Source organism: Methylobacter sp. Wu8, assembly GCF_036440755.1.
GTDB classification, from domain to species: Bacteria; Pseudomonadota; Gammaproteobacteria; order Methylococcales; family Methylomonadaceae; genus Methylobacter_A; species Methylobacter_A tundripaludum_A.
In genome coordinates, this window is record NZ_JAZGVT010000040.1 from 18,176 (window position 1) to 44,742 (window position 26,567).

Sequence of the window (26,567 nt, forward strand, 5' to 3'; positions counted from 1 at the left end):
GTTTCCAGAAACACAGAATCGTTTTTTGGCTGAAAATAAAACCGCTAAAAACCGCAGTTGGAGCGCACGAACGGGATGTTGGAATGCTCAACTACGACTTTTAAAATTAACGGACTTTGATCGCCGTTATCAGATAATTGCCGGTTGTAGCCGCAACAATATCCGTGCTGACGGCATTCCCGGATATTCTGAAGCGCAATTTATCGGCATGGTAAATTTCAATCGCGCGCATATCGATAAAGTCATCCAGTTGAAACGACATGGCCTTTACCACCGACTCCTTGACGCTGAATAGCAGCAGCGCCGGGTCAACGGCAAGGTTAAATGCCGCCATCGCGCTCAGCTCATCGGTGTTGGCCAAGAACATCGGCGCCAATTCATCCATCCTGCCGACTCGCTGCGGCAAAGAAACCAGGTCAATGCCGATGCCTGCCTCGCAGTGCTGATGTTTTTGCATCAGCACGACGGCGCAGAGCTCGCCATCGTGGCTGATCGTTCCGGTCACCGACTCCGGCCACAGCGGGTTTCTTAACCGGCCCATTTTAATCGGCTGGTCCGGCAAGCCGAAAGACTGCAAGCCCTGCCTGGACAGCCAGCGGCCGGTTGCAAATTCGTGTTGGCGGCTGCTGACCGCATTCGCAACCAGCGCCTGTTCTTCCGGCAGAATCGGGTAATGCTGGATTTTGGCCGCCTTTACAAACGCCTGACTCGGAAACCATTGCCTCAAGCTATGCTCTATTTGTTCAACGTCCCGGCTTAACTGAGTGCTAATTCCAGAAAATGTCATTTATTTTTACCATGAAGCCCATGAAGGACTTGAAGATATTGCTGTATTGACTTCATGCGTGAAATTTTGACGGTTCATAAAACAAAACTTCTTAACCCTTGCTTCAATAGCTTTACATTAAAGTTGATTAGGAAGCCTTGTTTAATGTTCGCCAGCTTCATATAGGTCAAAAGCTGTGCCTCGTGGATTCCTTTCAACTGTTCAACACTTTTTAATTCCAAAATAATTTCATTTTCAATTAACAAATCTAATCGATAACCACAATCCAAGTGCATGCCTTTGTATTTTACCGGCAAAGGGTACTCGATTTTGAATTCAATCTGATTAATGCCAAGTTCATGGGCAAGACATTGCTGATAAGTGGATTCCAATAATCCAGGACCGAGTGTTTTATGAACTTCAATGACGCAACCAATCACCTTGTTCGACAAATCACTAAATGCTCTTCCCTTCATTATCTTCATGCCCTTCATGGTAGAAAAATAAGTTACCCTTCAGCACCCGCTTAACTCAATCATGGCGTCTGCATCCGGCTTAGCCCACCCATTCATATTGCCGGTAAAATTCTTTAATCTCCTTCAGAAAAATCCTTTTCGTTCCCTTGCCGGTGGTATTGTCGATGATCGATTGCCAGACACCCGGCAGCAAACCGGTATTCGGGACAACATTGCGGGTGCCGAACTTGACCTCGTTGCTGCCTTCCAGCAAGGTTTCGTATTCGCCCATGCTTAACTGATACCGGCTATCCAGATTTTTTTCCAGTTGCATGGCTTTGAGTTTTTGCTGGCCGGACGCCATTGCCACGCCGCTGTAAAATTCCGAACAGCAGCCGGAACCGTAGGAAAAACAGCCGATTCTCTTAGGAACGTCAAACACGCCCTGCTCGATCGTGCTGGCCAGGGAAACCAATACGGTTGCGCCCATAATATTGCCGACGCGCTGGCAATAAGTCAGTCCCGGTTGTACCCGCTGGTGAAAGTCCTGATTGATTTCATCGCGTTTTATATCGGTGTGCTTGCGCATCATATTACGGTGCGCGCCTTTTACCATGCCGCCGAATGGCGTATGAAAGCACAGGTATTGAAACGTCGTCCGGTAATCGGTTCCGGTCACCCGCTTTTGGTACTCCTGAAAACTCTGGTCGCAACAATCCAGGTACGACAACAGCGACAAATCGGCGTTGCCCGCCTCGCTGTCGGGGATAGGCCGACAGGTGTCGAACACTTCAAAACTGTAGTAACCGTTTGCGCCGACATCCAGCTGGAATATCTCCGGCTTTTCGCTGACCAGCAATGCCACCGCGCCCGCGCCGCCGCTGGGTTCGAAAAACGCCCAGTCCATAGTCAGCGCATCGCCGTCTTCAGTCACCAGAAAACGCGACAGATCCGTGGCAATGACCAGCGCCTTGGCGCCAGGGGATACCTGGGACAGAATAAAATTCACCGCCATTTGCAAACCGGCGGTACCTGAATAACAGGCCTGCTTCAGCTCAAACAACCGGCAATTACGGTTCAGCCCCAGATAATGATGGATGTAGGTGCTCATTGACTTGCCGAAATCAATGCCCGACTCCGAGCAGGTAATCAGCAATTCAATACGGTCTTTTTCCGCTTCGGACAACTGGTCGATAACCGGTTTGGCGGCGTTAATCGCAAAGCTCACCGGATCTTCATAAGGCAGCGCGACCGATTTATGTTTCATCAACAGGTTATCGAAGCGTGCGGTATCGAGTTGCCTGTAAGCCGCCAGCTCCATCACATCTACAAATGTACTGCCGCCATAAAGATTCATTGCTTCAATTCCAACCGGCGTCATGATTTTCCTCACTGGGTCATGCTTAAAAGCGCTGATTCTACATTGTTTTCAGATGGTTTTGGCGGAAATAACCGCCCGGAAAACGTCATTTATTTTTACCATGAAGCTCATGAAGGACTTGAAGAAATACGGTATTGATTTCATGCGCGATATTGACTGTCTATAACAAATACGCAATTCATAACCCATTCGAGAAATTACTCAATGCTCTTCCCTTCATTGTCTTCATGTCCTTCATGGTAATAAAAAACAATTTTTAAGCCATATAGATTTAATCACCCTCCCTTGAACCGGCGCTTCAATTATAATGACATTTACTCTAACAAACGGACACACACTTATGAGCCATACAAGAACCAAAGCCGAGGTTTTCGACGTCGTCAAAAACAATATTCTGGACATACTGCCGAAAGTGCAGCCTGAAATGGTTTTAATCGAAAAATCGCTGAGCGATCTCGGCGCCAACTCCGTCGATAGAATGGAAGTGGTCACCCTGTCCATGGAGGATCTGGGCGTTAAAATCCCTTTGCTGAGTTTTGCCGGCGTGACCAATATTGAAGGTTTGGTCGATGTCTTATTCAACAATGCGCAATGACGGAAAAAAAGCATTCGCCTAAATCCCCGCCATGCGTGCAAATCACCGGCATGGGCATCGTCTCGGCTATCGGTCATGATATAGCCGAGTTCACCCGGTCATTGGCCGACGGCAAATCGGGCGTCAGGCGGATAGCCCAAAGCACAACGCCGCCTTTAGCCGTCGCTATCGGCGCAGAAATTGACGGTTTCAATTTTGAGCAAATGCTCGGGCAGTTTTCGGATATGCCTGAAAGCCTGACTCAATCCGCGCAGCACGTCACACGACGCGCCCCGTTTACGATACAGACATCGGTCATTTCAGCGTTACAGGCTTGGCGGCAGGCCCGGCTGAATGACAAGCCCATTGAATCGGAGCGGATCGGGCTCGTTATCGCCGGACACAATACCACGCAGAATTATCAATACTCGCTCTGCTCCGATTTCCAACGCAACCCGGAATACCTGTCGCCGCGCTATGCGTTGCAGTTTATGGACAGCAACCAGATCGGCGTATTGAGCGAAATATTCAATATCCGGGGGGAAGGCTTCGTAACCGGCGGCGCTTCAGCCTCCGGCAATGTCGGCGTCATCCACGGCGCCCGGTTGATTCAGGCCGGACTGGTCGATGCCTGCCTCGTGGTCGGCGTGGTCGCCGATTTGTCGCCGATGGAGATTCAGGGGTTTTGTACGATCGGCGCTATGGGCGGCAAACAATTCCACGATCAGCCGGAGAAAGCCTGCCGGCCGTTCGATGCATTGCACGAAGGCTTTATTTACGGCCAAGCCTCAGCCTGTCTGGTTCTGGAATCCGGTAACAGCGCCAACGCAAGGAAAGCACCCGGCTTGGCTAACATACTGGGCGGGGCCATCAATCTCCACGCCACCGCTTCAGCGCAACCCGACATCGACGGCGAGACGAAAGCCATGAATGCCGCGTTGCAACAAAGCGGCCTCGCCGCCTGCGAAATCGACTACCTGAATACACACGGCAGTTCGTCGCCCTTAGGCGATAAGGTCGAAATCCAGGCCATCGAACAGGTCTTCGGCGATCATTTTCCCCGTGTCCGGCTAAACGCCACCAAGGGCTTGACCGGCCATTGCCTGTACTCGGCCGGTGTTGTCGAAATCATCGCCTCGGTCGTGCAAATGCAGCAAGGATTCATCCATCCGAACATCAACCTGGAAAACCCGATCAATACAACGGCGAACTTTTGCGGCGCAACGGCTGTTTCGCAACAAATTCATAGCGCGATGAGCAATTCTTTCGGCTTTGGCGGCATCAATACCAGCATTGTGTTGCAGAGAATCTCAGCAGATACTGATTTTTAAATGGAACACAGATTAGACGGATTGAAACGGATTTAAAAAAAACCGCTGCCGATAATTTAAGCAATTACAATGAAGCGCATGAAGGACATGAAGACTTAAATCCTTCATGCTTTTCATGTTCTTCATGGTTTAAAAATAAAATTTTATCAGTGCTCATCCGTGTGCCATTTTTTAAGATATTGAAAGTTACAAATAATTAATCCCAACATTATAGGCCATTATGAATTACCAAACCATTCAGGTGCGCGTCGAACAGTCCGTCTGTTTCCTCAAGCTTTACCGCCCGGAAGCCAACAACACCATCAACAAGACGATGGTTGACGAATGCCGGCATGCCTTGGCGGCCTGCGAAGACGCTGTCCATATCGTCGTGCTGGAAGGCTTGCCCGAGGTTTTCTGTTTTGGCGCGGATTTTCAGGACAATACGGCGGAACCGGAAGCGCTTTATGATTTATGGGATCAACTCGCACGCGGTGCGTTTATCAGCATCGCGCATGTCCGGGGCAAGGTCAATGCCGGAGGCGTCGGCTTCGTCGCCGCCTGCGATATTGTGCTGGCCGACAACAACGCCGAATTCAGCCTGTCGGAGTTGCTATTCGATCTGTTTCCCGCCTGCGTGCTGCCTTTTTTGATCCGGCGCATCGGTTTTCAAAAAGCGCACTATCTGACCTTGACGACGAAGCCTGCGGCTATTCAACAGGCGCTGGACTGGGGACTGGTTGACGCCTGCGAGGACAATAGCGAGGCGCTGCTGCGTAAACACCTGCTTCGCTTAAGACTCCTGTCCAAAAACGGCATTCAACGCTATAAGTCCTATATAAACAGTCTGGACGCTGTTCTGACCCAAGCAAGACCGGCCGCCATCGTAGCGAACCGCGAACTGTTTTCAGACCCTGCCAATCTGGAAAAAATCAATCGCTACACAAAAACAGGGGTGTTTCCGTGGGAAAGTTAGCTCTCGAAAAATATTTTCGTTCCCACTCTCTACGTCACTGCCATTAAGTTAAGAAATAAGCTGGTTCCCAAGCTCCTGCTTGGGAACCCAGTGAGCAAAGCTCTAGCTTTGCGAGACGGGAAGCTGGAGCTTCCTACACTGAATTCCCAAGCAGGAGCTTGGGAACTAGCGCAAAAACCCCATATTTGCGTTGCCGTGTTTTTTACCTTCTAATCCACGGCTCAACCAGGTTATAGCCGATACCGTCCCAGAAATCGCAGATTTCACGGTAGGGATCGTTCTGTACGGACACCGCAGGTGCATTCAGTTCCAGATAATCCTTTTTGTGCTTGCTGAACTGCGGCCAGCTCACGCCGGCCGGAGATGCCGTCGGATCGCCATTCGGGTTTAAATAGGTTGCAAAATTGACCCAATAATCGATTATCGTATTTGAAAGCGCCTCTTCCTCGGCGGTAAAGCGGCCGCCAATTTTATCGGCGCTATGGAACACAAATGGCAGTTCCGCGCCATGACAGACATTGTCGTCGGCCCGACAATCCGGGCCGCCCCAGACTTGAAACGACGGCTGGTGATTGAACAGATAGGCATAGACCGGCGCTGCGGCGGTGGCTGCGACATAACGCGAACTGCAACGCAGGAAATTGTCCGTCTGAATGCGCGCCCACAACGCGCTGTTGCTGCCGTCGTTCTGCGCCGGATACTTGGCGATGGCTTTCTGGAAATCCAGGCCGAACAAGGACGCCGCCCAGGCGGAATAATCGGCCGGGGTAATCGACTGCCCGTTGACGAACAGCACAGACTCGTTTTTGTTGGTTCCCAGCAGTATGGGCTTGTTTGCCCGGCGTTCGGCAGCGGCGACAACCGGCTGCTTGGTCAGCAGCGCGCCATCAATCACCGGCGTAAAGGGGATGTAATATTTGGCTCCTGAAAACACCGTACTCATCTTGGGTATAAACGCATCCTGCGCCAGCAGAAGGTCGTTTACATCGGTATTTTGCAGGCATTTCAAATCCCGGCAGTTCAGGCCCTGTTTAAAGACATTGCCGACATTGACCTGATCCTCAAGCCGTTTGTAAGGCAACGCCAGGAAATTGCTTTCCATAATCCCGGCCCGGAACAACTTGGCGCTGCCGGGCGCGGAAAACAGATGCAGGCCCACCGACATCGCGCCTGCGCTCTCGCCGAAAATCGTCACCTTGCCGGGGTCTCCGCCGAAGTCCCGGATACTGTTCTGTACCCAGGACAGCGCGAGCTGCTGATCCATGAAACCGTAGTTCCCGGACAGCTCGTCCGTCGCCAGAAAGCCGAGTACGCCAAGCCGGTAGTTAAAACTGACCAGGATGACATTCTTGTTTGCGGCCAAAAAACTGCCGTCATACAGCGGGTCGGAACTTTCGCCCTCGCTAAAGCCGCCGCCATAAATAAACACCATGACCGGAAGCTTTGCATCAGGTTTTATGCCTGGGGGTGTCCAGATATTCAGCGACAGGCAATCCTCACTTTGGCCTGATGCCTCAAGCAATTTGCGGCTATCCGGTTTGGCGTTCCGGTGATGAATTGGGCTGAGTTGCTTGCCCTCCTCCGCAGCCGTCGGCTGAACTGCATACTGCGGGCATACCGGGCCGTATTGCACGGCCTCCAGTGTTTCCGTCCACGGCTGCTTGGTTGTCGGCGGCCTCCAGCGTCTGTCCCCGGCAGTCGATTCGGCAAACGGAATGCCTAAAAATGCATTGGCCTGTTTGCCTGAATCCGTAGTCACCGACTTGCCGCAGACCGGACCGGCCTTGCTTTCAACGAGTCCGGTCGTGCAGGCTGAAGCCGGAGCCGCCGTTACGTTCGGCGCTGTCAAAACAAGCAACGCTACTGCCGCCGCTGTAGCGTGCGGCTTACCCAGTTTTTTTATTAACATAGTCCCCCCATTTATCCGCTAGAAATTGTACATTCGGTTGCCGGAGAATGCTGTAATGATCTCCGGGTACGGCCTCGATACTCAGATCGCCGTTTATCAACTCCGCCCAGCCGCCGTTTGCATATTCTTGATTTGCACTGCCGGCATGCAACAGCCTGACGTCGCCCCGGTATTGGCCGGGGACATAGCGATTCATCGCCCTCACATTGGCTTCAAATACACTAAACAGCCGATGCAACTGCGCCGAATCAATATCTTCCGGCAACAAACCGGCGTGTTTTGCCTGATTAAACAGTGCGTTCAGACGCCGGGTTAAACCGGATGCCGCCGTTGCCTGGTCCGGCATTGCTTCAGCATCGTCCAGACCCAGTTCCCTGGCAAACATCATTAACAGCAGCGTTTCGCCGTCATCTCCGGGCAGCAGGTTTTTATCGAGATAATCCCGTTCAAACGCCTGTACTGCCTCGGGCGTATAGCTTTCTATCAGCGCCAGCGTGCCGACCTGCTCGCCGGCCTGCTGCAACTGTCCGGCCATTTCATAGGCAATCACGCCGCCCATCGACCAGCCGCCCAGATGATAAGGGCCCTGCGCCTGAACGCTGCGTATTGCGGCGATATACAGCGCCGCCAGCTCTTCAATGCAGCCCGGATGCGCGCCGCTGTCGATGTCCGGGGCCTGCAAGCCGTAAAACGGGCGCTGCCGCCCGATGTGCCGGGACAGTTCCTGGTAACACAATACATTTCCAGCCACCGCATGAATGCAGAACAGCGGCGCCATGTCTCCGTTGGGCTGCAAACACACCAGCGGCGTCCAGGGCTGCCGCTTTTGTTGCAGAAGCTTTGCCTGCCCGGCAATGTCCGGGGCCTGGAACAGCGATGACAGCGGCAGCTCCTGGCCCAGTTTTTTATGAATAACGGCCATCAGGCGGACCGACAGCAGCGAATGCCCGCCCAAATCGAAGAAATTATCATGCACCCCTACCCGCTCGACATTCAGCAGCTGCCGCCAGATTTCAGCCAATTGGGCTTCGGTCTCTGTCCTCGGCGCAACATGGCAGCGGTTTTCAACAGAGCCTGAATCCAACTGCATTAACGCGGCGCGATCCACCTTGCCGCCGGGCGTTACAGGAATTTGCGCCAGCGGCACAAACACGGCCGGAATCATATAGTCCGGCAGCCGGGCCGCCAGCGCTTGTTTCAAATCAGCGCTACTGAGCGGATTTTGATCTTCGGTCGGCACGATAAAGGCGACCAGTTGCGTAGTGCCGTTGACCGGCCGGGCCAGCACCACCGCCTGCCTGACCGAGTCCAGATCCTGCAACGCCGCTTCTATCTCGCCGCATTCGACGCGAAAGCCCCTGATCTTGACCTGATGATCCAGACGCCCCAGAAACGCTATCGTGCCGTCGTCCAGCCAGCGCGCCAAGTCCCCGGTTTTGTACACCAATGATCCTGGATTAACCGGGTTATCGATGAATTTTTGCCGGGTCAGCTCGGGCTGGTTCAGGTAGCCTATAGCCAGCCCCGCGCCGCCGATATGCAACTCGCCGGGCACGCCGACAGGAACCGGCTGGCCGTAAGCATCGAGAATATAGGCGCTTTCGCCTGCCAACGGGCGGCCGATCGGAATATTGACCGCAATAGCCGACTCGGGCGTTTTCGCGCCGGTCTCAAACACCGTGCTGGTGATCGTGGTCTCGGTCGGGCCATAGGCATTGACCAGACGGCAGCCGCGAAGCGGGCTGCTGCGCCACAGGCTCAGCGTTTCCGGCGTCAGAGCCTCGCCGCCTGTTATGACCAGCCTTAACGGGCGCAGCGCAGCCCATTCGGCGTCAGTCCGCGTATCCAGCAGCAGTTCGTACAGATAGGACGGCGGCACATCGGCCACGCTGATGCCCAGTTCCAAAACATTGTTCCTGAATGCCTGCGGCGACCAGAGTTCGTCCGGCCGGATAACCACCGTTGCGCCGGTCAATAATCCCGGCAGCAGCTGCTCCAGCGATGCGTCAACGTTCACGGACGCAAATTGCAGCACCTTGTCTTCCGGCGTGAGCCGGTAATAATCCCGCATGACCTGGCAATGATGACTGATCGCCCCGTGAGCAATCGTTACACCTTTAGGCAGGCCGGTGGAACCCGAGGTGTAAATGACATACGCGGCCTGTTCCGGGCTTATCTGAGGCGTCAAATCGGCAGCGGATGCCAAAATTTCATTCCATACCTGATCGACGGCAACGCAGATGCAAGCGGAAGCCAGCGCCTGGATGTTGCCGCGCAGTTTTGCCTCGGTCATCAGCAGTTTTGTTTTGCTGTCATCCAAAAGATGGCGAATACGCTGTTCGGGATAATCCGGCGCTATAGGCACATAAACTGCGCCCGCTTTGAATACAGCCAGCATAGCCGCAACCATTTGCAGGCCGCGCCCCATGCAGACGCCAACCGGATCGCCCGCTGCCACGCCCTGATCCAGCAAATAGTTCGCCAGTTTCGAACTGTACAGGTCCAGCTCCCGGTAGCTTAAGGGTTGATGCTCAAACAGCAGCGCGGTGTTGTCGGGAGTCAGTTGCGCCTGCCGTTGAAACAGTTCGACTATAGAGCGGCTGCTGGCGTATTCGGGAGCATCGGCATTCCAATCAAAGACAATCCGCTGTTTCTCGTCCTCCGACAACAGCGCATGCTCCGCAATCGCCGTATCCGGGCTGGACGTTATCGAGCGCAACAGATTGATGTAATGCGCCATCGCCCGGCGGATCGTGTCGGCGCTGAATAAATCGGTGTTGTAATCGAGTTTCAGCTGAAAATTTTCTTTACCCTGATACACTTCCAGCGCCAGATCATGGCTGCCTTCCTGGTTAATCCCCGATAGAAACTCTATCGGTAAAGGCGATTGCGCGCCGCCATGCAAATCGGTCAAATCATCCGGCTGAATAAAATTCTGATAGGCGTACATCACCTGGAATAACGGCGACCTTGACTGATCGCGACCGGCTTTTAATTCTTTCAGCAAGGCCGGAAACGGGTAATCGGCATTATCCAGTCCGTCGGCAACGATGAGTTGCAACTCGCTCAGAAACTCGGCAACGCTCTGCCGCCCCGAAACTCGGCTACGGATAACGATCATGTTGATGAAATAACCCACCACATCATCGAAACGGCTTTCCGGGCGGCCCGATGTCGGCATGCCGACCAAAATGTCATCGTCGCCGGAATAACGGTGCAGCAGCATGTTCAACACCCCCAGAAACAGCACCGACAAATTCACCCGTAGCGATTTTGCCAGTTCCCTGATTTTTTCGGTTAAGTCCGAAGCCAGCGCCAATTCATAACTGGCTCCGTTAAAACGCTGTTCCGCAGGGCGGAGATAGTCGCAAGGCAGCGACAATGAGGGAAGCTCGCCGGAAAGCCGGGCTTTCCAGTAATCCAATTGCATCTGTGCTTGTTCGCCGGCCATGAAATGCTGTTGCCAGCGAACGAAGTCGTTATAGCCGGTTTCCTGCGTATATTCGGGTTCTGTTCCGGCAAGCAACTGCCGGTAAGTATCCAATAAGGCTTTAACCAGCAACACGGCGGAGCTGCCGTCAAAAACGATATGGTGAACCGTGATCAACACATAACTGTCTGCGGCGGAAACCGGCGACAGCAGATGCACCCGGAACAACGGCCCGCGCTCCAGGTCGAACGGCTGCTTGCTCTTTTCCCTGAACAGCTCGATGACCTCGGCGTCGGAATTTTCATGCGTAAAGCACAGCCGCGCGTCACTCGGCAAAGTTTGGAACAGCTCGCCGTTGTGCCGGCGGAAAACCGAGCCCAGCACAGGATAGCGTTGCAGCATCAGTTCGCAGGCCCGCCTGAACAGGCCGATGTCCAGCCCGCTGCGAAACCGCAGCGCAACAGGGATGTTATACGCGCTCATTTGCGGGGCCAATTGATGCAGCAACCACAGCCCTTTCTGGCCTTCGGATAGCGGCGACATCGCAGGCTGGGGCTTGCTTGCCGTATCCTCAGATGCTAATTCACTGCCGTTTTTTTTTACCTGCTGCGCCTCGCCAAATTCGGCCAGCGAAGCCAGTGTGGCATGCGTGGACAGATCCCTTGCCGATAGCTTTACCCCAAAGACCTGTTCAAAACCGCGCTGCAATTTGATTGAAAACATCGAGTCGACGCCATAATCCTGAAGGCTTTTGCTCATGCTGATGTCATTGCCCGGGATGTCAAGCGACCGGCTCAAGCTGTGCGCCAAATAGCGCTCCATGTTATCGCGCATCGATTGCTGCGTATCGATCACAAACGGCATATCCGAATCGGACGCAGGCAGAGGCGCATCGCCGGATACCGTTTTTCCGCCCAGCCAATAGCTTTTCCGCTCGAACGGATAGGTCGGCAAAGCGATTCTGCTTAAGGTCTCGCCGTGATACATTCCCTGCCATGCGATCTTGACGCCCTTAACCCAGTACAGCGCCAATTTTTCTAGATCCTTTTCAGCCAGCAGTATCTGTAGCATCGACTGCCCGGTTTTACCTGACAGCAGCTGCCTGACATCGGAATTGTCCTGCTCGTGATCGCCGGTAAAGATGTTTTCCGCCGCTTCGCTGCTTTGCAAATATGCCCGCAAGCCCTGAATCAGTGGCTCCCGCCCATCGACCACCAACGCCATCCGGTATTCCATCGCTTCCCGCCCGGTTTGCAGCGTATAGGCCAGATTCGCCAGCGACAATTCCGGCTGCTGTCCGATAAACGCCAGCATCTGCCGGACAACCGCCCGGAGCTGCACGGCTGTCTTGGCCGAGAACAGCATCAGCTGCGGAGCGCCGGTTTCCCGGCTTTGTTGCCTGACCGCTTGATATTCCTCGACGATCAGGTGCGCGTTGGAACCGCCCGCGCCGAATGAACTGACTGTCGCCCGCCGCGGATATTCGCGGCGTTGACCGCCATCCAGCGCAACTTCCGGCCTGTGCCATTGTTCAAGCCGCCGCTGTAGATGAAACGGGGTTTGCTCGAAGCTTATATTCGGGTTAAGCGGCTGCGCCTTGATAGTCGGCGCCAACTGCCGGTGTTGCAGTTGCAAAAGCACCTTGATCAGTTGCGACATGCCCGATGCCGCCTCGGCATGGCCGATATTGGACTTGACCGCGCCGATCGCGCAGAACTGCCGCTCGTCCGTGTATTTGCGAAAACCCGCAGTCAACGCGCTAAGCTCGATCGCATCGCCCAGCGGCGAACCGTTGGCCGCCGACTCGACATAACTGACGGTGCGCGGATCGATACCCGCCCTGGCGAAATTGCCCGCAATCAAATCGGCCTGGGCCGATGCGCTGGGCACCGAATAACCGTTGGACTGCCCGCAGTGATTGATCGCCGTCGATTTAATCACGGCCAGAATATTATCGTTGTCGGCAATCGCATCCTTCAGCGGTTTCAGCAGCACCGCGCCGACCGCTTCAGCCGGAAGATAGCCGTCGCCATCGCCGAAACTGGTGCTGTCCGGGTGGCTGCCGATGATCTGTCCTGCGGACAAGCCGATATATTTTTTAGGATGAATCGTCAGGTTGACGCCGCCGGCAACGGCGATTTTGCACTCGCCTTTCAGCAGGCTGTCGCAGGCCATGTGTACGGCAACCAGCGCCGATGAACACATCGTATCAATCGCAATGCTGGGGCCCTGAAAATTGAAAAAATAGGAAACCCGGTTGGCGATGGAACTGTGCGATGACAGCGCAACGACGGACTCGCGAACCAGATCCGATTCAAACGCGTGATACTGCTGCGTCATCGATCCGGCAAAAACACCGACCCGCGACTGGCAAAGACGCTGCAATGTCTCGCCCTGATACCCGGCGGATTCAAGCAGATTCCATACCGTTTCCAGAAACAGCCGCTCCTGCGGGTCCAGCAACTCGGCTTCCCTGGGCGATATTTTAAAAAACAGCGGGTCGAATCCGGCCACATCGTCCAGAAAACCGCCCCATTTGCAGTAACTTTTACCGGGCTTGGTTCTGTCGGGATCGAAATACTGTCGGTGATCCCAGCGCTGCTCGGGAATCTCGGTAATGCAATCTTTGCCCACCGCCAAATTTTGCCAGAACCGGTCCAGGTCGTTCGCCTGCGGAAAGCGCCCGGACATGCCGATCACGGCTACATCGTAGAGGCCGGTTTGCACTGCGCTTTCCGTAACGGCGGCTTTGGCTGCCTCAGGCTGTTCGGCGACAGCCTCCTGTTTTTCAACGATTGCGGGCGTCGGCTCAATCATCGCCGTCAACTGCTGCGGAAACGTATCGACAAAATAAGCGCCGACGGCGTCAATGCTCGGGTATTCAAAAAACAGGGTTTTAGGCAACGGGCCGAAAACTTTTTCCAGTTCGCCGGTCAGTTTCATCATCGACACCGAATCGACGCCGTACTGCTCTATCGGCACATCGACTTCGATGCGGTGAGGCGGCAGCTTCAGCATTTCGGAAAGCAACGTCGCAATCAAGTCTTCGACTTTAGCCTGTAATTGCTGCGGATCGGATGGTTGAACCGCCTCAGCCGCAGGCTCGTTGCTTGCCGGTTCGCGCTGCTGATCAAGAAAAAGCTGCCGCAACCGGGGGACATCGCCTTCCAGCGCCATGACCCGATCTTTACCGGAAGCCAGACTCCGGTACAACGCGTCAATACCGGCCTGCGTCTGCATCGGTTTTAGCCCGACAGTTCGCCACATCATCTCTTTGCTCTGCGGATCGATGTCCATGCCGCCCTGTTGCCACAACGGCCAGTTGATCGACAACGTATGGCCTTTAGGCCGCATCGCGCCGGCTTGGCCGGATTGCTTTGACGCCAACCGATTGCGGTAGGCCGCATAGGCGTCCATAAACGCATTGGCGGTTGCATAATCGGACTGGCCGGGATTTCCGGCGGCCCCGGCCAGCGACGAAAACAGGATGAAAAAGTCCAGATTGACGGATCGGCTGGCCTGATCCAGGTTGACGACGCCGGAAACCTTCGCGGCAAGCACATCCTGCAATTCCGTAGCGGTTTTTTTGAAGATAAAATTATCCCGAATAATACCTGCGCTGTGGATAATGCCGTTCAATGAACTTTCGCAAGACTGGACCAGGCCGGTCACCGCCTGTTTGTCGCTGACATCGACGATGCGGTATTCAACCTTCGCGCCCGAGGCTTGCAACGCTTCGATACTCGCCCGGCGCGCATCATCCAGCTCCGAGCGCCCGGTCAGAATCAAGCTTACGTCATTGACCTGACGGACAATTTCCCGCGCAAAAATCAATCCCAGCCCGCCCGCCCCGCCGGTAATCAGGTAAACGCCGCCCTGTTTCCATACCGGCATGGCTTGTTGAACGCCATCCAGCTCGGCCCAGGTCATGACCTGCCGTTTTCCCCGGCTGTAGCGGACATGCTGATCGGCCGGGATCTGCCCGTTTTCGTGCAGCATGGCGGCCAGTTCAGCCGGTTGCAGCATAGCGCCGGACGCATCCAGCTCGATCAACTGACCGGTAAACTGCGGATTTTCCATTTGCGCCGTTTTCAGCATCGCCGCCAGAGCGCCTAGTAACGGCTCGGGGCAACCGGACGATTGATCCCCGGTACCGGTCACAATCTGCAACAAGACCCGCCCTGCCGGTTTACGTCCGAGCAGTTCCTTGACCTGCTCGAATACCTGAACGGCATAATCGTTAAAACAGCTATCCGTTTCGCGGCTGTCGGAATGCAGCGGCAAACAGACAGCGCCGGGGATTTCAATCACCGGGCCGCTGAATAAAATCCTGCGTTCGGCATATTCGGCTTCAACAGGCGTTTTCCGGGCGAATTGATCTTTCCAGACCGGGTATAGCATCAACGTATCGGCATTTCCTGCCGGACTGCCAACCGTTTCGGCAGTTGCCGGTCGTCTCGACTTTTCGGGCAGTTCCAGCCAGTAACGTTCCCTGGCAAACGGATAGGTCGGCAGACTGATGCGCTTTGGCGGTCTGGCGTTGCCAACATATAATTGATGCCAATCGACACCGGCTCCCTTAACCCAGTTCGCCAGCAGCTCGGCGATGGTTTGATGATCCTGCCCGGCCAAAGATTCTGTTTGATTGCTATATCTGGCCCGGCCAAGATAAAGCCCATCGTAATCACCCTGCAAAAACCGGCTCAGTTTTTCGGCCAATTCCTGCGCCGACCCGGCGATAAGGCCCAGCCGTTGCTGCATGGCCTCCCGCCCGATTTGCAGGGTAAAAGCCATATCCGGCAGCGACAGTTCGACATTCGCATCCGACTGCCGACGCACAAACTGCACAAGACTTTCGGCATATTGCCCGAGCTGCTGTTCTGTCTTGGCAGACAGCACAAAAGCGCAAGGCGCGTCAGACGGCCGCGCCGCAACGACGCTTTCCGGCCCGATATATTCTTCGATGACCATATGGGCATTGGAGCCGCCGGCGCCGTATGAAGAAACGCCGGCGGTACGATGTTGAATCCTGCCGTCGATCACCGGGCGTTGCCATTCGCGCAACTGCTGATTCACCTGGAACGGCGTAGCCGAAAAATCGATATTGGGATTCAGTGTTTCAGAGTGCAGCGACGGCGCAATCCGGCCTTCGCGCATTTGCAGCAATACCTTGGTCAGTCCGGCTATACCGGCCGCCGATTCGGCATGGCCGATATTGGACTTGGCCGAACCGATCCAGCAACTGTAGCCCGGAGCGGTATATTTGCCGAATGCTTTGCTCAAGCCGGTAATTTCTATCGGGTCGCCGAGCTTGGTGCCGGTGCCGTGCGCTTCGATGTAATTGATCGCCCTGGGGTCTATGTCAGCTTCGCGCAAGGCCCGGCTGATCGCCATTTGCTGCGCATTGGGGTTCGGCACGCTGTAACCGTGGGTTTTGCCGCCGTGATTCAACGCGCTGCTCTTAATCACGCCGTAAATATGATCGCCGTCGCGTTCGGCATCGGCCAGCCGTTTCAGCACCACGACGCCGACGCCCTCGCCCGGAACATAGCCGTCGCCGCCGGAACCGAAGCTTTCGCACTGTCCGCGGCTGGAAATGTACTGTCCCGTGCTGAGGATACTGTATTTATTCGGGTGAATGCTGATGTTAACGCCACCGGCCAGAGCCATGTCGGTGCGTCCCAGCTTCAGGTCCTGGCAGGCCAGATGTATTGCCGTCAGCGAGCTGGAACACATGGTGTCGACAGTCATGCTGGGGCCGTGCAGGTTCAGAAAATAGGACACGCGGTTGGCGACGCTGGCGTAAAAGCTGGCCGACAGGGTGTTCTTGCCGCTCAAGCTACCTTCAAGCCCCAGCAACTGGTACTCCCCGTACATGACGCCGGCATAAACGCCGACCTGGGCAGGCATATCGTCGTCATTCAACGAACCTGTAAGCGGCTTTTGCAGATCCTCGCGCCGGTACCCGGCATCTTCCATCGCCATCCAAGCGTGTTCCAGAAACAGCCGTTCCTGCGGATCCATATATTCGGCTTCGCGCGGCGAAATATTGAAGAACAGCGGATCGAATTTATCGACATCGGCGATAAAGCCACCCCATTTACTGGAATGCCGCCCCGGCTGGCTGCGATCCTCGCTGTAATAGGCATGCCAGTCCCAGCGGTCGTCGGGTACTTCGGTAATGCAGTTCCTGCCGTCGCGCAGATTGCGCCAAAACTCCTCAATATCCCTCGCCTGAGGATAACGTCCCGACAGGCCGACAACCGCAATATCCAGAGCCCCGGCATTGGGTTTTGCCGGGGTAAGCGTAGCGGCATTTGCCGCAGGAGCCGGCTTGAATTCGGTTTTGACCGATTGCGCAGGCGCATGATCGGCCAATGCGGCGACAGCGACGTCCGGTTTATCGGCACCGAACAGTTTCAGTAAGTTCGACCGCTGCGCCTCCAGGAAATAATCGACCAGCTCGGCCAGCGTCTGGTACTCGAAAAACAATGTCTTCGATAACGGGCCAAAAGGCTTTTCCAGCGCAGCGGTCAACTCCATCACCATCATCGAATCTATGCCGTAGAAATCCAGCGATTCGTCCGTCCTGATCTCGCTGACCGGATACTTGAGCGTTGACGAAAGCAGTTGCTTGAAATAGTCGATTGTTTGATTCCTGAGTTCGGCGGCGTCAACCGGCGCCGACGGTTTATGACCGGTTATTGGCGATATTGTGTCGGCAGGCTTCGCTGTCGAATCGGCTCCATCGGTGTCCAACAGGCGCGAGGAAAAGCCCTTGATCTGTACGCAAACCTGTCCCTGATCGTTGCACAGGTCTATATCGAGCTTCTGCACCCGGTCACCGGCCGAGCTGCCATTGGAGCGGCGCACCCAGGCCCACATCGAACCGGCGCAGGCGCCGAACACATCAACCGTTTCCAGTGCAAACGGCAGCGCCGGTTTTAAGCGCTCGCCTGACGGCGCTGTTGTTTCGGCAGTCATGCCCAAGCCGATGGACGCTTGCAGCGCGGAATCCATCAGGCTGGGATGCAGCACATACTGATCCAGCGTATGCTGCACCGATTCAGGCAGCACGAGCCTAGCCAATACCTGACCGTTTCCTGCATACAGCTCAGAGATCCCCTGATGTCCGGGGCCGTAATCAAGCCCCAGCGCGCTGAACAGCGGGTAGCATTGCGCAGCATCAAACCGACTCATGCCCGCTTGCGCCGGCATTGCGCCCGGATCGAGCCTGGACGGATTGACTGCGGGCTTAAACGAAACAATGCCCTGGCTGTGAACAAGCCTGCCCGGTTCAGCCGAGCCGCCGGTTGCAGTTTGGCTGAAGACCTGAAAGCCGATAGCGCCGTCCGCACCGGCCGTCAGCTCGATCCCGATACTCTGAGGCTGATTGACGACCACCGGCCTGAGCCAGACCACATCCTCCAGCCGGAATGGCGTCTTCGGCTCGCGCTCCCGCCCCGCCGCAATCGTCGCCGCCGCGCGAGCCATCTCAAGATAGGCCACGCCCGGCAGCACTTTTTGCCCCTGCACCCGGTGATCCGCCAGGAAAAACTCGTTTCCGGTCAATGCGGTGGCAAACCCTACCTGCTGCAACGTCGATACGTTTTGATGCACCAGAGGATGCAGCTGCGCGGAAGCGCCCGCCTGATTCGGCGCACTTCCGGCTCGCGCTTCCATCCAGTACCGTTGTTCGGCAAAAGGATAACCCGGCGCGGAAATCCTGCGGGGTTTGTTAGAATACGGTTTCGCTTCGCCGTACAGCTTTTCCCAGTCAAGGTTCAGCCCTTTGACCCACATGTCCAGCAATTTGGAGAATTTCCCGCGCTGCATCCATTTTTCCAGCGCTTCCTGCAACTCCTCATCCGCTGTGAAGGCGGCCAAAATATGCTTGTGCTGCTTAACCTGCCCCAAATACAGGTCATTGACCGCATCGGTCCGCCCTTCGATAAAGGCGCGCAGTTTGTCTTCAAGCTCTTCGATGGAAGCGGCGATAACGGCAAAGCGCTCTTCCATCGGCTCCCGGCCGACCTGTAGCGTATAGGCAAGATCGGCCAGCCTGAAACCATACTGCTTCTCGCCTTCCGCACTCGTTTGTTCCGACTCTAACGCCGCTTCCCGGTTCAGCCGGTCATGCAACACAGGATGTTTTTCCAGAACGCCCGCAGCCATTGCCGCAACGGAGTGGTTATCGAGAACCGCTCCAGCCTCGATTTCAAGCCCGAACGCCTGTTGCAGCCTCGCCAGCAGCATCGTTCTATGCACAGGATCGAAGCCGTAATCGTCCAGCGCCTGCGTCGGTTCGATTTCGTTCGGGTCTGTCTGCAATATGTCCGCAACCAGGGCGCGAACGGTGTGCGACAGAACTTGCCGCGCGTGGCCCGAGTTTCGATTATCCGCTACGGTGCCTGCCTCTATAAAGCCCAGCAATTCTTCGGCGTAAGCTTTCAGTCTGTCCTGATTTTTCGCCGACAGCAGCACCAGACTGGGCGGCTCCGGCTCTGCGGCATCCGCCGCGTCCGCGCCCTGCCGATATTCCTCGATCACGATATGCGCATTGACGCCGCCGAAACCGAACGAGCTGACGCCCGCACGCCTTGGTAGTTCGAGCCCGTCTCGGTCGCGCAGCGGCGTCCAGTCCCGGTTATCCCGGACCAGGTAAAACGGGCTGTCCTGCAATTGGATATAGGGGTTCACTTCATCGCAATGCAGACTCTTGACCAGCGTTTTGTGTTTAAGTTGCAGCAGCACCTTGATGACCCCGGCAACCCCGGCCGCCAGCTCCAAGTGACCGATATTGGTCTTGACCGATCCCAGCCCGCAATGCGCGGCGGCAATTTCAGGCGTGCCGGTGGCCTGATACAAGTCCCTGAATGCGGTTTTCAGCCCGTTGATTTCGATCGGATCGCCAAGCTCGGTGCCGGTGCCGTGCGCCTCGATATAGCTGACCGTGCGCGGATCGATGCCCGCCCTGGCGTAGGCCGCCTTCAGCAGTTCCGCCTGCGCTTTCGGGTTCGGCGCGGTCAGCGAATTGCCCCGGCCGCCGTGGTTCTCGGCGCTGCCGCGAATGACCCCGTAAATATGATCGCCCGCCTGCTCCGCCGCTGTCAGTTTCTTCAAAAACAGCATGCCGACGCCTTCGCCGCGCACATAACCGTTGGCCTGGCTGGAAAAAGTTTTGCAGCGCCCATCTTCACAAAGCATGCCCGCCTTGTTGAAACTGATCTGCGTTTCCGGGCTGATGATCAGGTTAATGCCGCCGACGATGGCTTGGTCGCAGTCGCCGTTCGCGATGGCCGCAAGTGCGCGGTGAATCGCCACCAATGAGCTCGAACACGCGGTCTCGACCGGCTCGCTCGGGCCGTGAAGATTCAGAAAGTAACTCATCCGGTTCGGCCCTACCGAGCCGACCACGCCGGTCGAACTGTAGCTTTCGATGGCCGAACCGCTTTTGGCCATCAGTTCGCCATAGCCGCTGGACGCCGTGCCGATGAATATCGCGGTATTGCTGCCCGACAGACTGGCGGCCGAATAGCCCGCGTCTTCTATCGCTTTCCAGACATACTGCATCAACAGGCGCTGCTGCGGGTCCATCAATTCGGCTTCCCTGGGCGAAATGCCGAAAAACCGCGCGTCGAAATTGCCGACGCCGTCGATAAAACCGCCCCATTTGATATTGGTTTTGTTCGCCTCGGTCGCGGGGTCGCCGTATAAGGCCCGCCAGTCCCAGCGGTCTTCCGGGATCTCGCTGATGCAGTCTTTCCCGTACAGCAGATTGTTCCAGAACTGGTCGAGATCGTTCGCCATCGGAAAGCGGCCGCTGATGCCGATGATCGCAACCGCTTTGTCGGCGTCTTTTTGCGGTTCGGCTACCGTTTCGGTATTTGCAAAACGCGCATGCGGCTGGAAAAGTGTTTCAACCGGATCGGCTAAAGGTTCTTGATCAGCTTCGCCGCGCCTGATTTGCCCAGGTCTCGCCTGCAAGCCGAACGCCTCTGCAAACACGGATGGATATTCCGAAGCCAGCCAGTCGGCAAAATCGGCGATGGTCGGATATTCAAAGAAAATCGTCGGCGTCAGTTCCAGTTGGTATTGCTGATTCAGCCTGTTGGAAAAATCGGTCAGCGTGATCGAGTCAAAGCCGTAATCGCTGAACTCGGCATCCGCGTCCAAATCGTCCGGCTCAAACTTCATCAGTTTCGCTACGGCCTGCAACAGCATTTGCCGGATTTTGGCTTGCAGCTCGCCGGTATCGATTTGCGGGCCGGTCGCAATGTCATCATTCCTGTCCGGCGTAATCTTTTTGACAGTTTTTTCCGGCATGACCAACAGTCGCCGGATGCGAACGGGCGAACCCTGCATGACCATCATCTGTGCTGCGCCGGACGCCATAATCCGGTTGAATGCGTCAATGCCGTTTTCGGCCGGTAACGCGACCATGCCCGTGGTCTGCTGCATCATGGCTTCCGCAGACGCTTCCATGCGCATGCCGCCGTCCGCCCACAGCGGCCAATTGATTGAAAGCGTATGGCCGCGCCGCTGCCCATCCTTGACTTGTTCGTTGCGATACGCTGCAAAAACGTCCATAAACGCATTGGCGGCCGCATAGTCGGCCTGCCCGGCGCTGCCCCAGGCTCCGGCAGCCGATGAAAATAAAGCCAAGAAATCCAGATCGATATTTTCAGTGGCCTTATCCAGATGCAGGGTTCCGGCCACTTTCGGAGCCAGGACTTCGGTAAATTCCTGCGCCGATTTTTTTTGAATGAAATTATCCCGAAGCAAGCCCGCGCAGTGCAAAATGCCGTCGATACGGCCGTGCGCATCGAGCAGCCTAGCGACCAAATCATCCACGTCCTGCCGCCTGCCGACATCCAGTTGCCGGTATTCGGCGTTTACGCCGGATGAGGACAACCGGTCGATCTGCGCTTGTTTTTGCGGACTTAATGCCGAACGCCCGCACAAAACCACCGTCGCGTTTTTGGCATGTTGGGCAATTTGCTTTGCAAACAAAAGCCCCAACCCGCCGCTGCCGCCGGTAATCAGGTAGATGCCGTTATCTTTCCACGGCACGACAGACGACGTTGCAATATCCGCTTCCTGCCAGCTCAACACCTGAGGCACTCTGCCGCTGTAGCGAATTTGGGCCTGCTCCGACATCCGGCTGCCTTCGATGATTTTTGCCGCCAGTCCGTTCCCGGTTTCACCGGTGTCCAGCTCTATCAGTTGCCCGAAAAATCTTGCATTCTCCCGGCTTGCGGTTTTCAGCAGCCCGGACAAGCCGCCCAGCAGCATGCCTTTCCCGCGTCCCGGAACCAGCACCTGAAGCAGCGTATTACCGGTAGTTTTCCGGGCAAAAGCCTGCTTGATCATCTCGAAAACCTGAATAGCAGCATCCTTGTAGCTGTCCTCGATAGCGCTGTTCAGATTCAGCCGCGTGCAGGACGCTCCTAGAATCCGTGCCGCAATGTCCTGCTCAGTTGAGTCGGCAAAGCACCTATCCAAATCGCACAGCACGACCAGATGCTGCCCCCAGGCCAAGCTGTCCGTATCGTGAGCTATAGCCTGATCCGTCCATACCGGCTTGCACATCAACATGTCGCTGGTTTCGGACGGTTGTTTTTGTTCTACGGTGCGGGAGGAAAACCCCTTCATGCGGACGCAAATACGCCCTTGCTCGTCGCACAAGTCGATATTCAGTTTTTGCACTTTGCCGGTCGGCGAACTGCCGTCGGCGTAGCGTATCCACGCCCACATCGTTGCCGACGGCTGGGCCGGCAAGGTGAGTTCATCCAGCGCAAAAGGCAGCGACGCCGCTGTCTTTGACGCGCCGCTTGCCGCGCCTGTCGGCAGCGCATGACCGGAACCGGCCATCAGTCCGATACAGGCTTGCAGACCGGAGTCTATCAAGCCCGGATGAAGCACGAATTGCGCCGCTTCGCCTTCCACGCAGTCGGGCAAGGCCAGTTTTGCCAGTACCTGGGGCGTTGCCGCGTTGCTTTCGGGAGCGGAATAATAAACCGTTTCCAGCCCCTGATGCCCCGGCCCGTATGCTATGCCCATGACCCTGAACGCGTCATAGCATTGCTTGGCGTCGAGACTGTTCCGCTCGGTCATTTTTTCCCGCAACGCGGACAAGTCGAGCTTTTCCACAGCAGCGTCGGAAGACGGTTCCGCTTGCACCACCGCCGTGCCCTGGCTGTGCAAAACAACCGAGTCACCGGTTTTGCTGTAAATCCGGTAGGCGATTTGATTATGTTGCTCGGGATAAAGGCCGATATGCAGCGGCGTCGGTTGATTGCCGAGTACGAACGGCCTGGCCCAGACCACGTTTTTCAGCCGGATATTCACCGGGTTGCCGTCCGCCTCCGCGCTGACCTGCTTTATCGCCGCCCGCGCCATTTCCAGGTAGGCGACGCCGGGCAGCACCTTCTCGCCCATCACCACATGGTCGGCCAGAAAAAACTCGTTGCCGCTAAACACGGAACTGAAGCGCTGCTCGGACAGGTCCGAAGTGTTCTGGTGCAGCAACGGATGCAGTTGCGCGGGAGCCTGACCGATGCGCCTGTTGCCGCCGGTTTCCGGCAGCCAGTAACGCTGTCTGGCGAACGGGTACGAAGGCAGAGTAACCCGGCGCGGCCGTCTACCGGCAAGCGCTGTTTCGGCATACAGCGCTTGCCAGTCGATATTGACGCCCTTGGCCCACAGCTCGGCCAGTTGCCGGACATCGCCCTCGGCAAAGCATTGTCTAAGCGTTGGCGCTAAGGTGTCATCCTCATGCAACGCCTTGTTGCGTTTGACCGTGCCTTTGTAGCAATCGGCAGCTTCCATCCGGCTGAGCTTTATCTTTAATTCGGCAACCGAATCCGCGATAACAGCCAGCCGTTCGGCCATGGCCTCGCGCCCAACCTGCAAGGTAAAGGCGATATCCGCTATATCCGGCGTTTCCGACTCCGGCATCCCGTTCAGGAAGCCAAGCAGGTTTTCGACAACATCGCCAAGCCGGGCTTCGTTCTTGGCCGACAACAGGATCAGCGCAGGTGCCGATCTTTGCACCGGCGGCAACGGTTTTTCGCTATATTCCTCAATCACCACATGCGCATTGGAGCCGCCTGCGCCGAATGAACTGACGCCTGCGCGTCTTGGCTGCTCGTTGCCGTCGATGACTGATCGCTGCCAGGGCCGCCCCTGCTGCAAGATGAAAAACGGCGACTGCTCCAGCTCTATCATCGGGTTGACGGCCTCGCAGTGCAGACTCCGGTACAGCCTCTTATTCCTGAGCGCCAGCACCGCCTTGATAACCCCGGCGATACCGGCTGCGGTTTCGGCATGGCCGATATTCGACTTGACCGAACCCAGGCCGCAATAGGCAGTATCCGGCATCGCAACGCCGGAGCTTCGGTGCAGCTGCTCGAACGCCATTTTCAGGCCGTTTATCTCGATCGGGTCGCCCAGCGAAGTGCCGGTGCCGTGGCATTCGATATAGCCGATGCTGCGCGGATCGATGTTGGCCTTTTGATGCGCCTCGACAATCAGGCTGGCCTGCGCTTTCGGATTCGGCGCGGTCAGCGAGGTGGACATGCCGCCGTGATTTTCGGCGGACCCCCGGATCACGGCCAGGATGGTGTCGCCGTCCCGCTCGGCCCGTTTCAACGATTTCAGCAGCACCGCGCCGACGCCGTCGCTGCGCACATAGCCGTTGGCCTGCCCGGAAAAGGTTTTGCAGCGGCCGTCCTCGCAGATCATGCCGACCTTGCTGTACATGATGTGCATGTCCGGCGAAATCAACAGGTTCGCCCCGCCCGCTATCGCCATTTCGCAGCCTTCGTGCTGAATGCTCAACACCGCCCGGTGCAGCGCCACCAGCGAACTCGAGCAGGCGGTGTCGATGACCTGGCTAGGGCCGTGTATGTCGAGGAAGAAGGACAGCCGGTTGGGGCAGAACATGTGTCCGAGACTGGTCAGGTGCAGCGCCTCCATCGCGCCGGCACGGTCGATCAGGTGCGCATAATCCTGTAAATTGATGCCCATGAACAGGCCGATTTTGCGGCCGGAAAGGGGTTTCGGCGCGTAACCGGCCGACTCGATCAGTTTCCACACGCACTGGATAAACAGGCGGTGTTGCGGGTCCATCAATTCCGCTTCCCTGGGCGACATGCCGAAAAACAGCGGATCGAACTTGTCGATATCCGGCGCAAAACCGCCGTATTTGACCTTGGTGAATTCGCCCTGTTTGGGGTCGCCGTAAACCTGCTGCCAATCCCATCGGTCGGCGGGGATTTCGCTGATGCAGTCGTCGCCATCGCGCAAGTGTTTTTCGAATTCCTGCAAATTCGCGCTGTCCGGGAATATGCCTTCCATTGCGATAATAGCGACCGGTTCGTAGCCGGTTTCGCCGGAGCTGCGAACATTTTCCGGCGTTTCCCGGTATTCCGTTTCTTCAACGGCAGGAGCATGCGACCCAACGCTGGCCCGGAATTTGCTGATCCAGCTTTTAACCTCGGAATCGATTTCGGCGCTGCCGATGTCGGCCGCGCCAACCGACCGAACAGAACCGGCATCGTGCGACACCATATCGACCGGCTGAACATCTTCGTTCAGCAACCGCTTCTCGATCGTCTTGCGGTAACGCTGATACAAAATGTCGGCCAATTCGTCCAGATGCCGGGCCTCGAAAAAAACAGTCGGCGCAATCGGCAAGTCCAGCAGGTCTGAAATGCGCTTCATGATTTCGGTGACGATGATCGAATCGACGCCGTAGCGGGACATGTTTTCCCTGACATCCAGCCTGTCCGGCGGAATCTTCAGCACCGTTGACGCAATGTGGGCAATTTCCTGCCTGAATTGAAGCGGCGTTGCATTGGCGGTATCGGGCGATCCGGTTTGCCGAAGGGTGGCTGCGTCTACCGCGCTCACAGGTGCAGGCCCAGGCTGTTTCTGCCTGTCGGCATTAGATGGTTGCGGTTGCCGGCGCGCGCGCGAACACTCCGGCTGCGCCTGCTCTTTTGCGGCCTCTACCAGCTCGTCATCCAGAAACTGCTGCATTAGAGCGTCCAGGTCTTGCGAACTCTTGTCCGTCATTCGTCGCCTCGGTCAGACAATTTCAGAAATCCCATCATATCAATCAGCGTCCTATTTTTTGCCGGGTAGTTACAAACAATTTCAAATGGTAAGGATTAGAGCACTAATGAAGGATTGCCGCAACACCCTGTAACCGCGTTCGTCCGATCGTTAGCGAGCCATTATCCGGTCTTATCTTTGTTGCAACGAAAATAAGACAGCCCAATTGAAATGCTCAACCGAATTTTCCGGGGAACGCTGATTTTAGATAACGAAGTTAATAGAGAAGCACAAAGCCAAGCTGGGGGCACCGCACCCGTTTCCGGTGCTAATGAAATACTGAAAACTGCAAATGGTGGAAGAAGTGGATTGCGCTGATGTCGTATTTGTTTGCATGATATGTCGCCTTACCTTACAATCTAATCATTGAAAACAATAAGATAACTTTAATCAAAAATGATTATACGACAATACGATTTTTTTATACGACAAATGGTATCGTATATATTACGTTAGCCAACATTTATACCCCATAGATACGCTAATCGATTGAAACAAAAGAGGTCTTATGTTGTTGTTTCTTCTTAAAAGTGATACCCTCGCCCCGTCGTATAACTGCGTTGATACGACGGGGCGAGGGTATCACTTTCTAAAGTCAACACACCCCCACTTTCGTCCCAACGATTAACAACTGTGCAGTATAAAT

Annotated in this window: 8 protein-coding genes; 3 read left to right on the forward strand and 5 right to left on the reverse strand. The window is 55.7% G+C overall.

The window, feature by feature from the left end:
• Positions 1-106 precede the first annotated feature (106 nt).
• The 3 genes from V3O24_RS03175 to V3O24_RS03185 form a co-directional block, all read right to left on the reverse strand.
• Positions 107-787, reverse strand: coding sequence for a 4'-phosphopantetheinyl transferase superfamily protein (locus V3O24_RS03175; RefSeq protein WP_331306166.1), 681 nt, complete (start codon positions 785-787; stop codon positions 107-109).
• A gap of 74 nt (positions 788-861) precedes the next feature.
• Positions 862-1,251 carry a GxxExxY protein gene (locus tag V3O24_RS03180; RefSeq protein WP_258076638.1) on the reverse strand — a complete coding sequence of 130 codons (390 nt, stop codon included), beginning with the start codon at positions 1,249-1,251 and terminating at the stop codon, positions 862-864.
• A 70-nt stretch (positions 1,252-1,321) separates the two neighbouring features.
• Positions 1,322-2,602, reverse strand: a complete 1,281-nt coding sequence (locus V3O24_RS03185) for a hydroxymethylglutaryl-CoA synthase family protein (RefSeq protein WP_331306167.1) — start codon at positions 2,600-2,602, stop codon at positions 1,322-1,324.
• A gap of 340 nt (positions 2,603-2,942) precedes the next feature.
• On the opposite strand from V3O24_RS03185, the gene V3O24_RS03190 reads away from it, so the two are divergent.
• The 3 genes from V3O24_RS03190 (at position 2,943) to V3O24_RS03200 (ending at position 5,462) form a co-directional block, all read left to right on the forward strand.
• A complete protein-coding gene (locus tag V3O24_RS03190; RefSeq protein WP_331306168.1) occupies positions 2,943-3,197 on the forward strand; it encodes a phosphopantetheine-binding protein in 255 nt (84 codons plus the stop codon).
• The gene (locus tag V3O24_RS03195; RefSeq protein WP_331306169.1) at positions 3,194-4,507 is read left to right on the forward strand and encodes a beta-ketoacyl synthase N-terminal-like domain-containing protein; all 1,314 of its coding nucleotides are present in this window, start codon (positions 3,194-3,196) and stop codon (positions 4,505-4,507) included. Before V3O24_RS03190 ends, V3O24_RS03195 begins: the two co-directional genes overlap by 4 nt.
• 220 nt (positions 4,508-4,727) lie before the next feature.
• Positions 4,728-5,462, forward strand: coding sequence for an enoyl-CoA hydratase/isomerase (locus V3O24_RS03200; protein ID WP_331306170.1), 735 nt, complete (start codon positions 4,728-4,730; stop codon positions 5,460-5,462).
• Between the two features lie 202 nt (positions 5,463-5,664).
• On the opposite strand, the gene V3O24_RS03205 is transcribed toward V3O24_RS03200, so the two are convergent.
• Together V3O24_RS03205 and V3O24_RS03210 are read right to left on the reverse strand one after the other, a co-directional pair.
• Positions 5,665-7,371, reverse strand: a complete 1,707-nt coding sequence (locus tag V3O24_RS03205) for a carboxylesterase family protein (RefSeq protein WP_331306172.1) — start codon at positions 7,369-7,371, stop codon at positions 5,665-5,667.
• Positions 7,349-25,882, reverse strand: coding sequence for an amino acid adenylation domain-containing protein (locus V3O24_RS03210; RefSeq protein ID WP_331306173.1), 18,534 nt, complete (start codon positions 25,880-25,882; stop codon positions 7,349-7,351). Before V3O24_RS03210 ends, V3O24_RS03205 begins: the two co-directional genes overlap by 23 nt.
• Between the last annotated feature and the right edge of the window lie 685 nt (positions 25,883-26,567).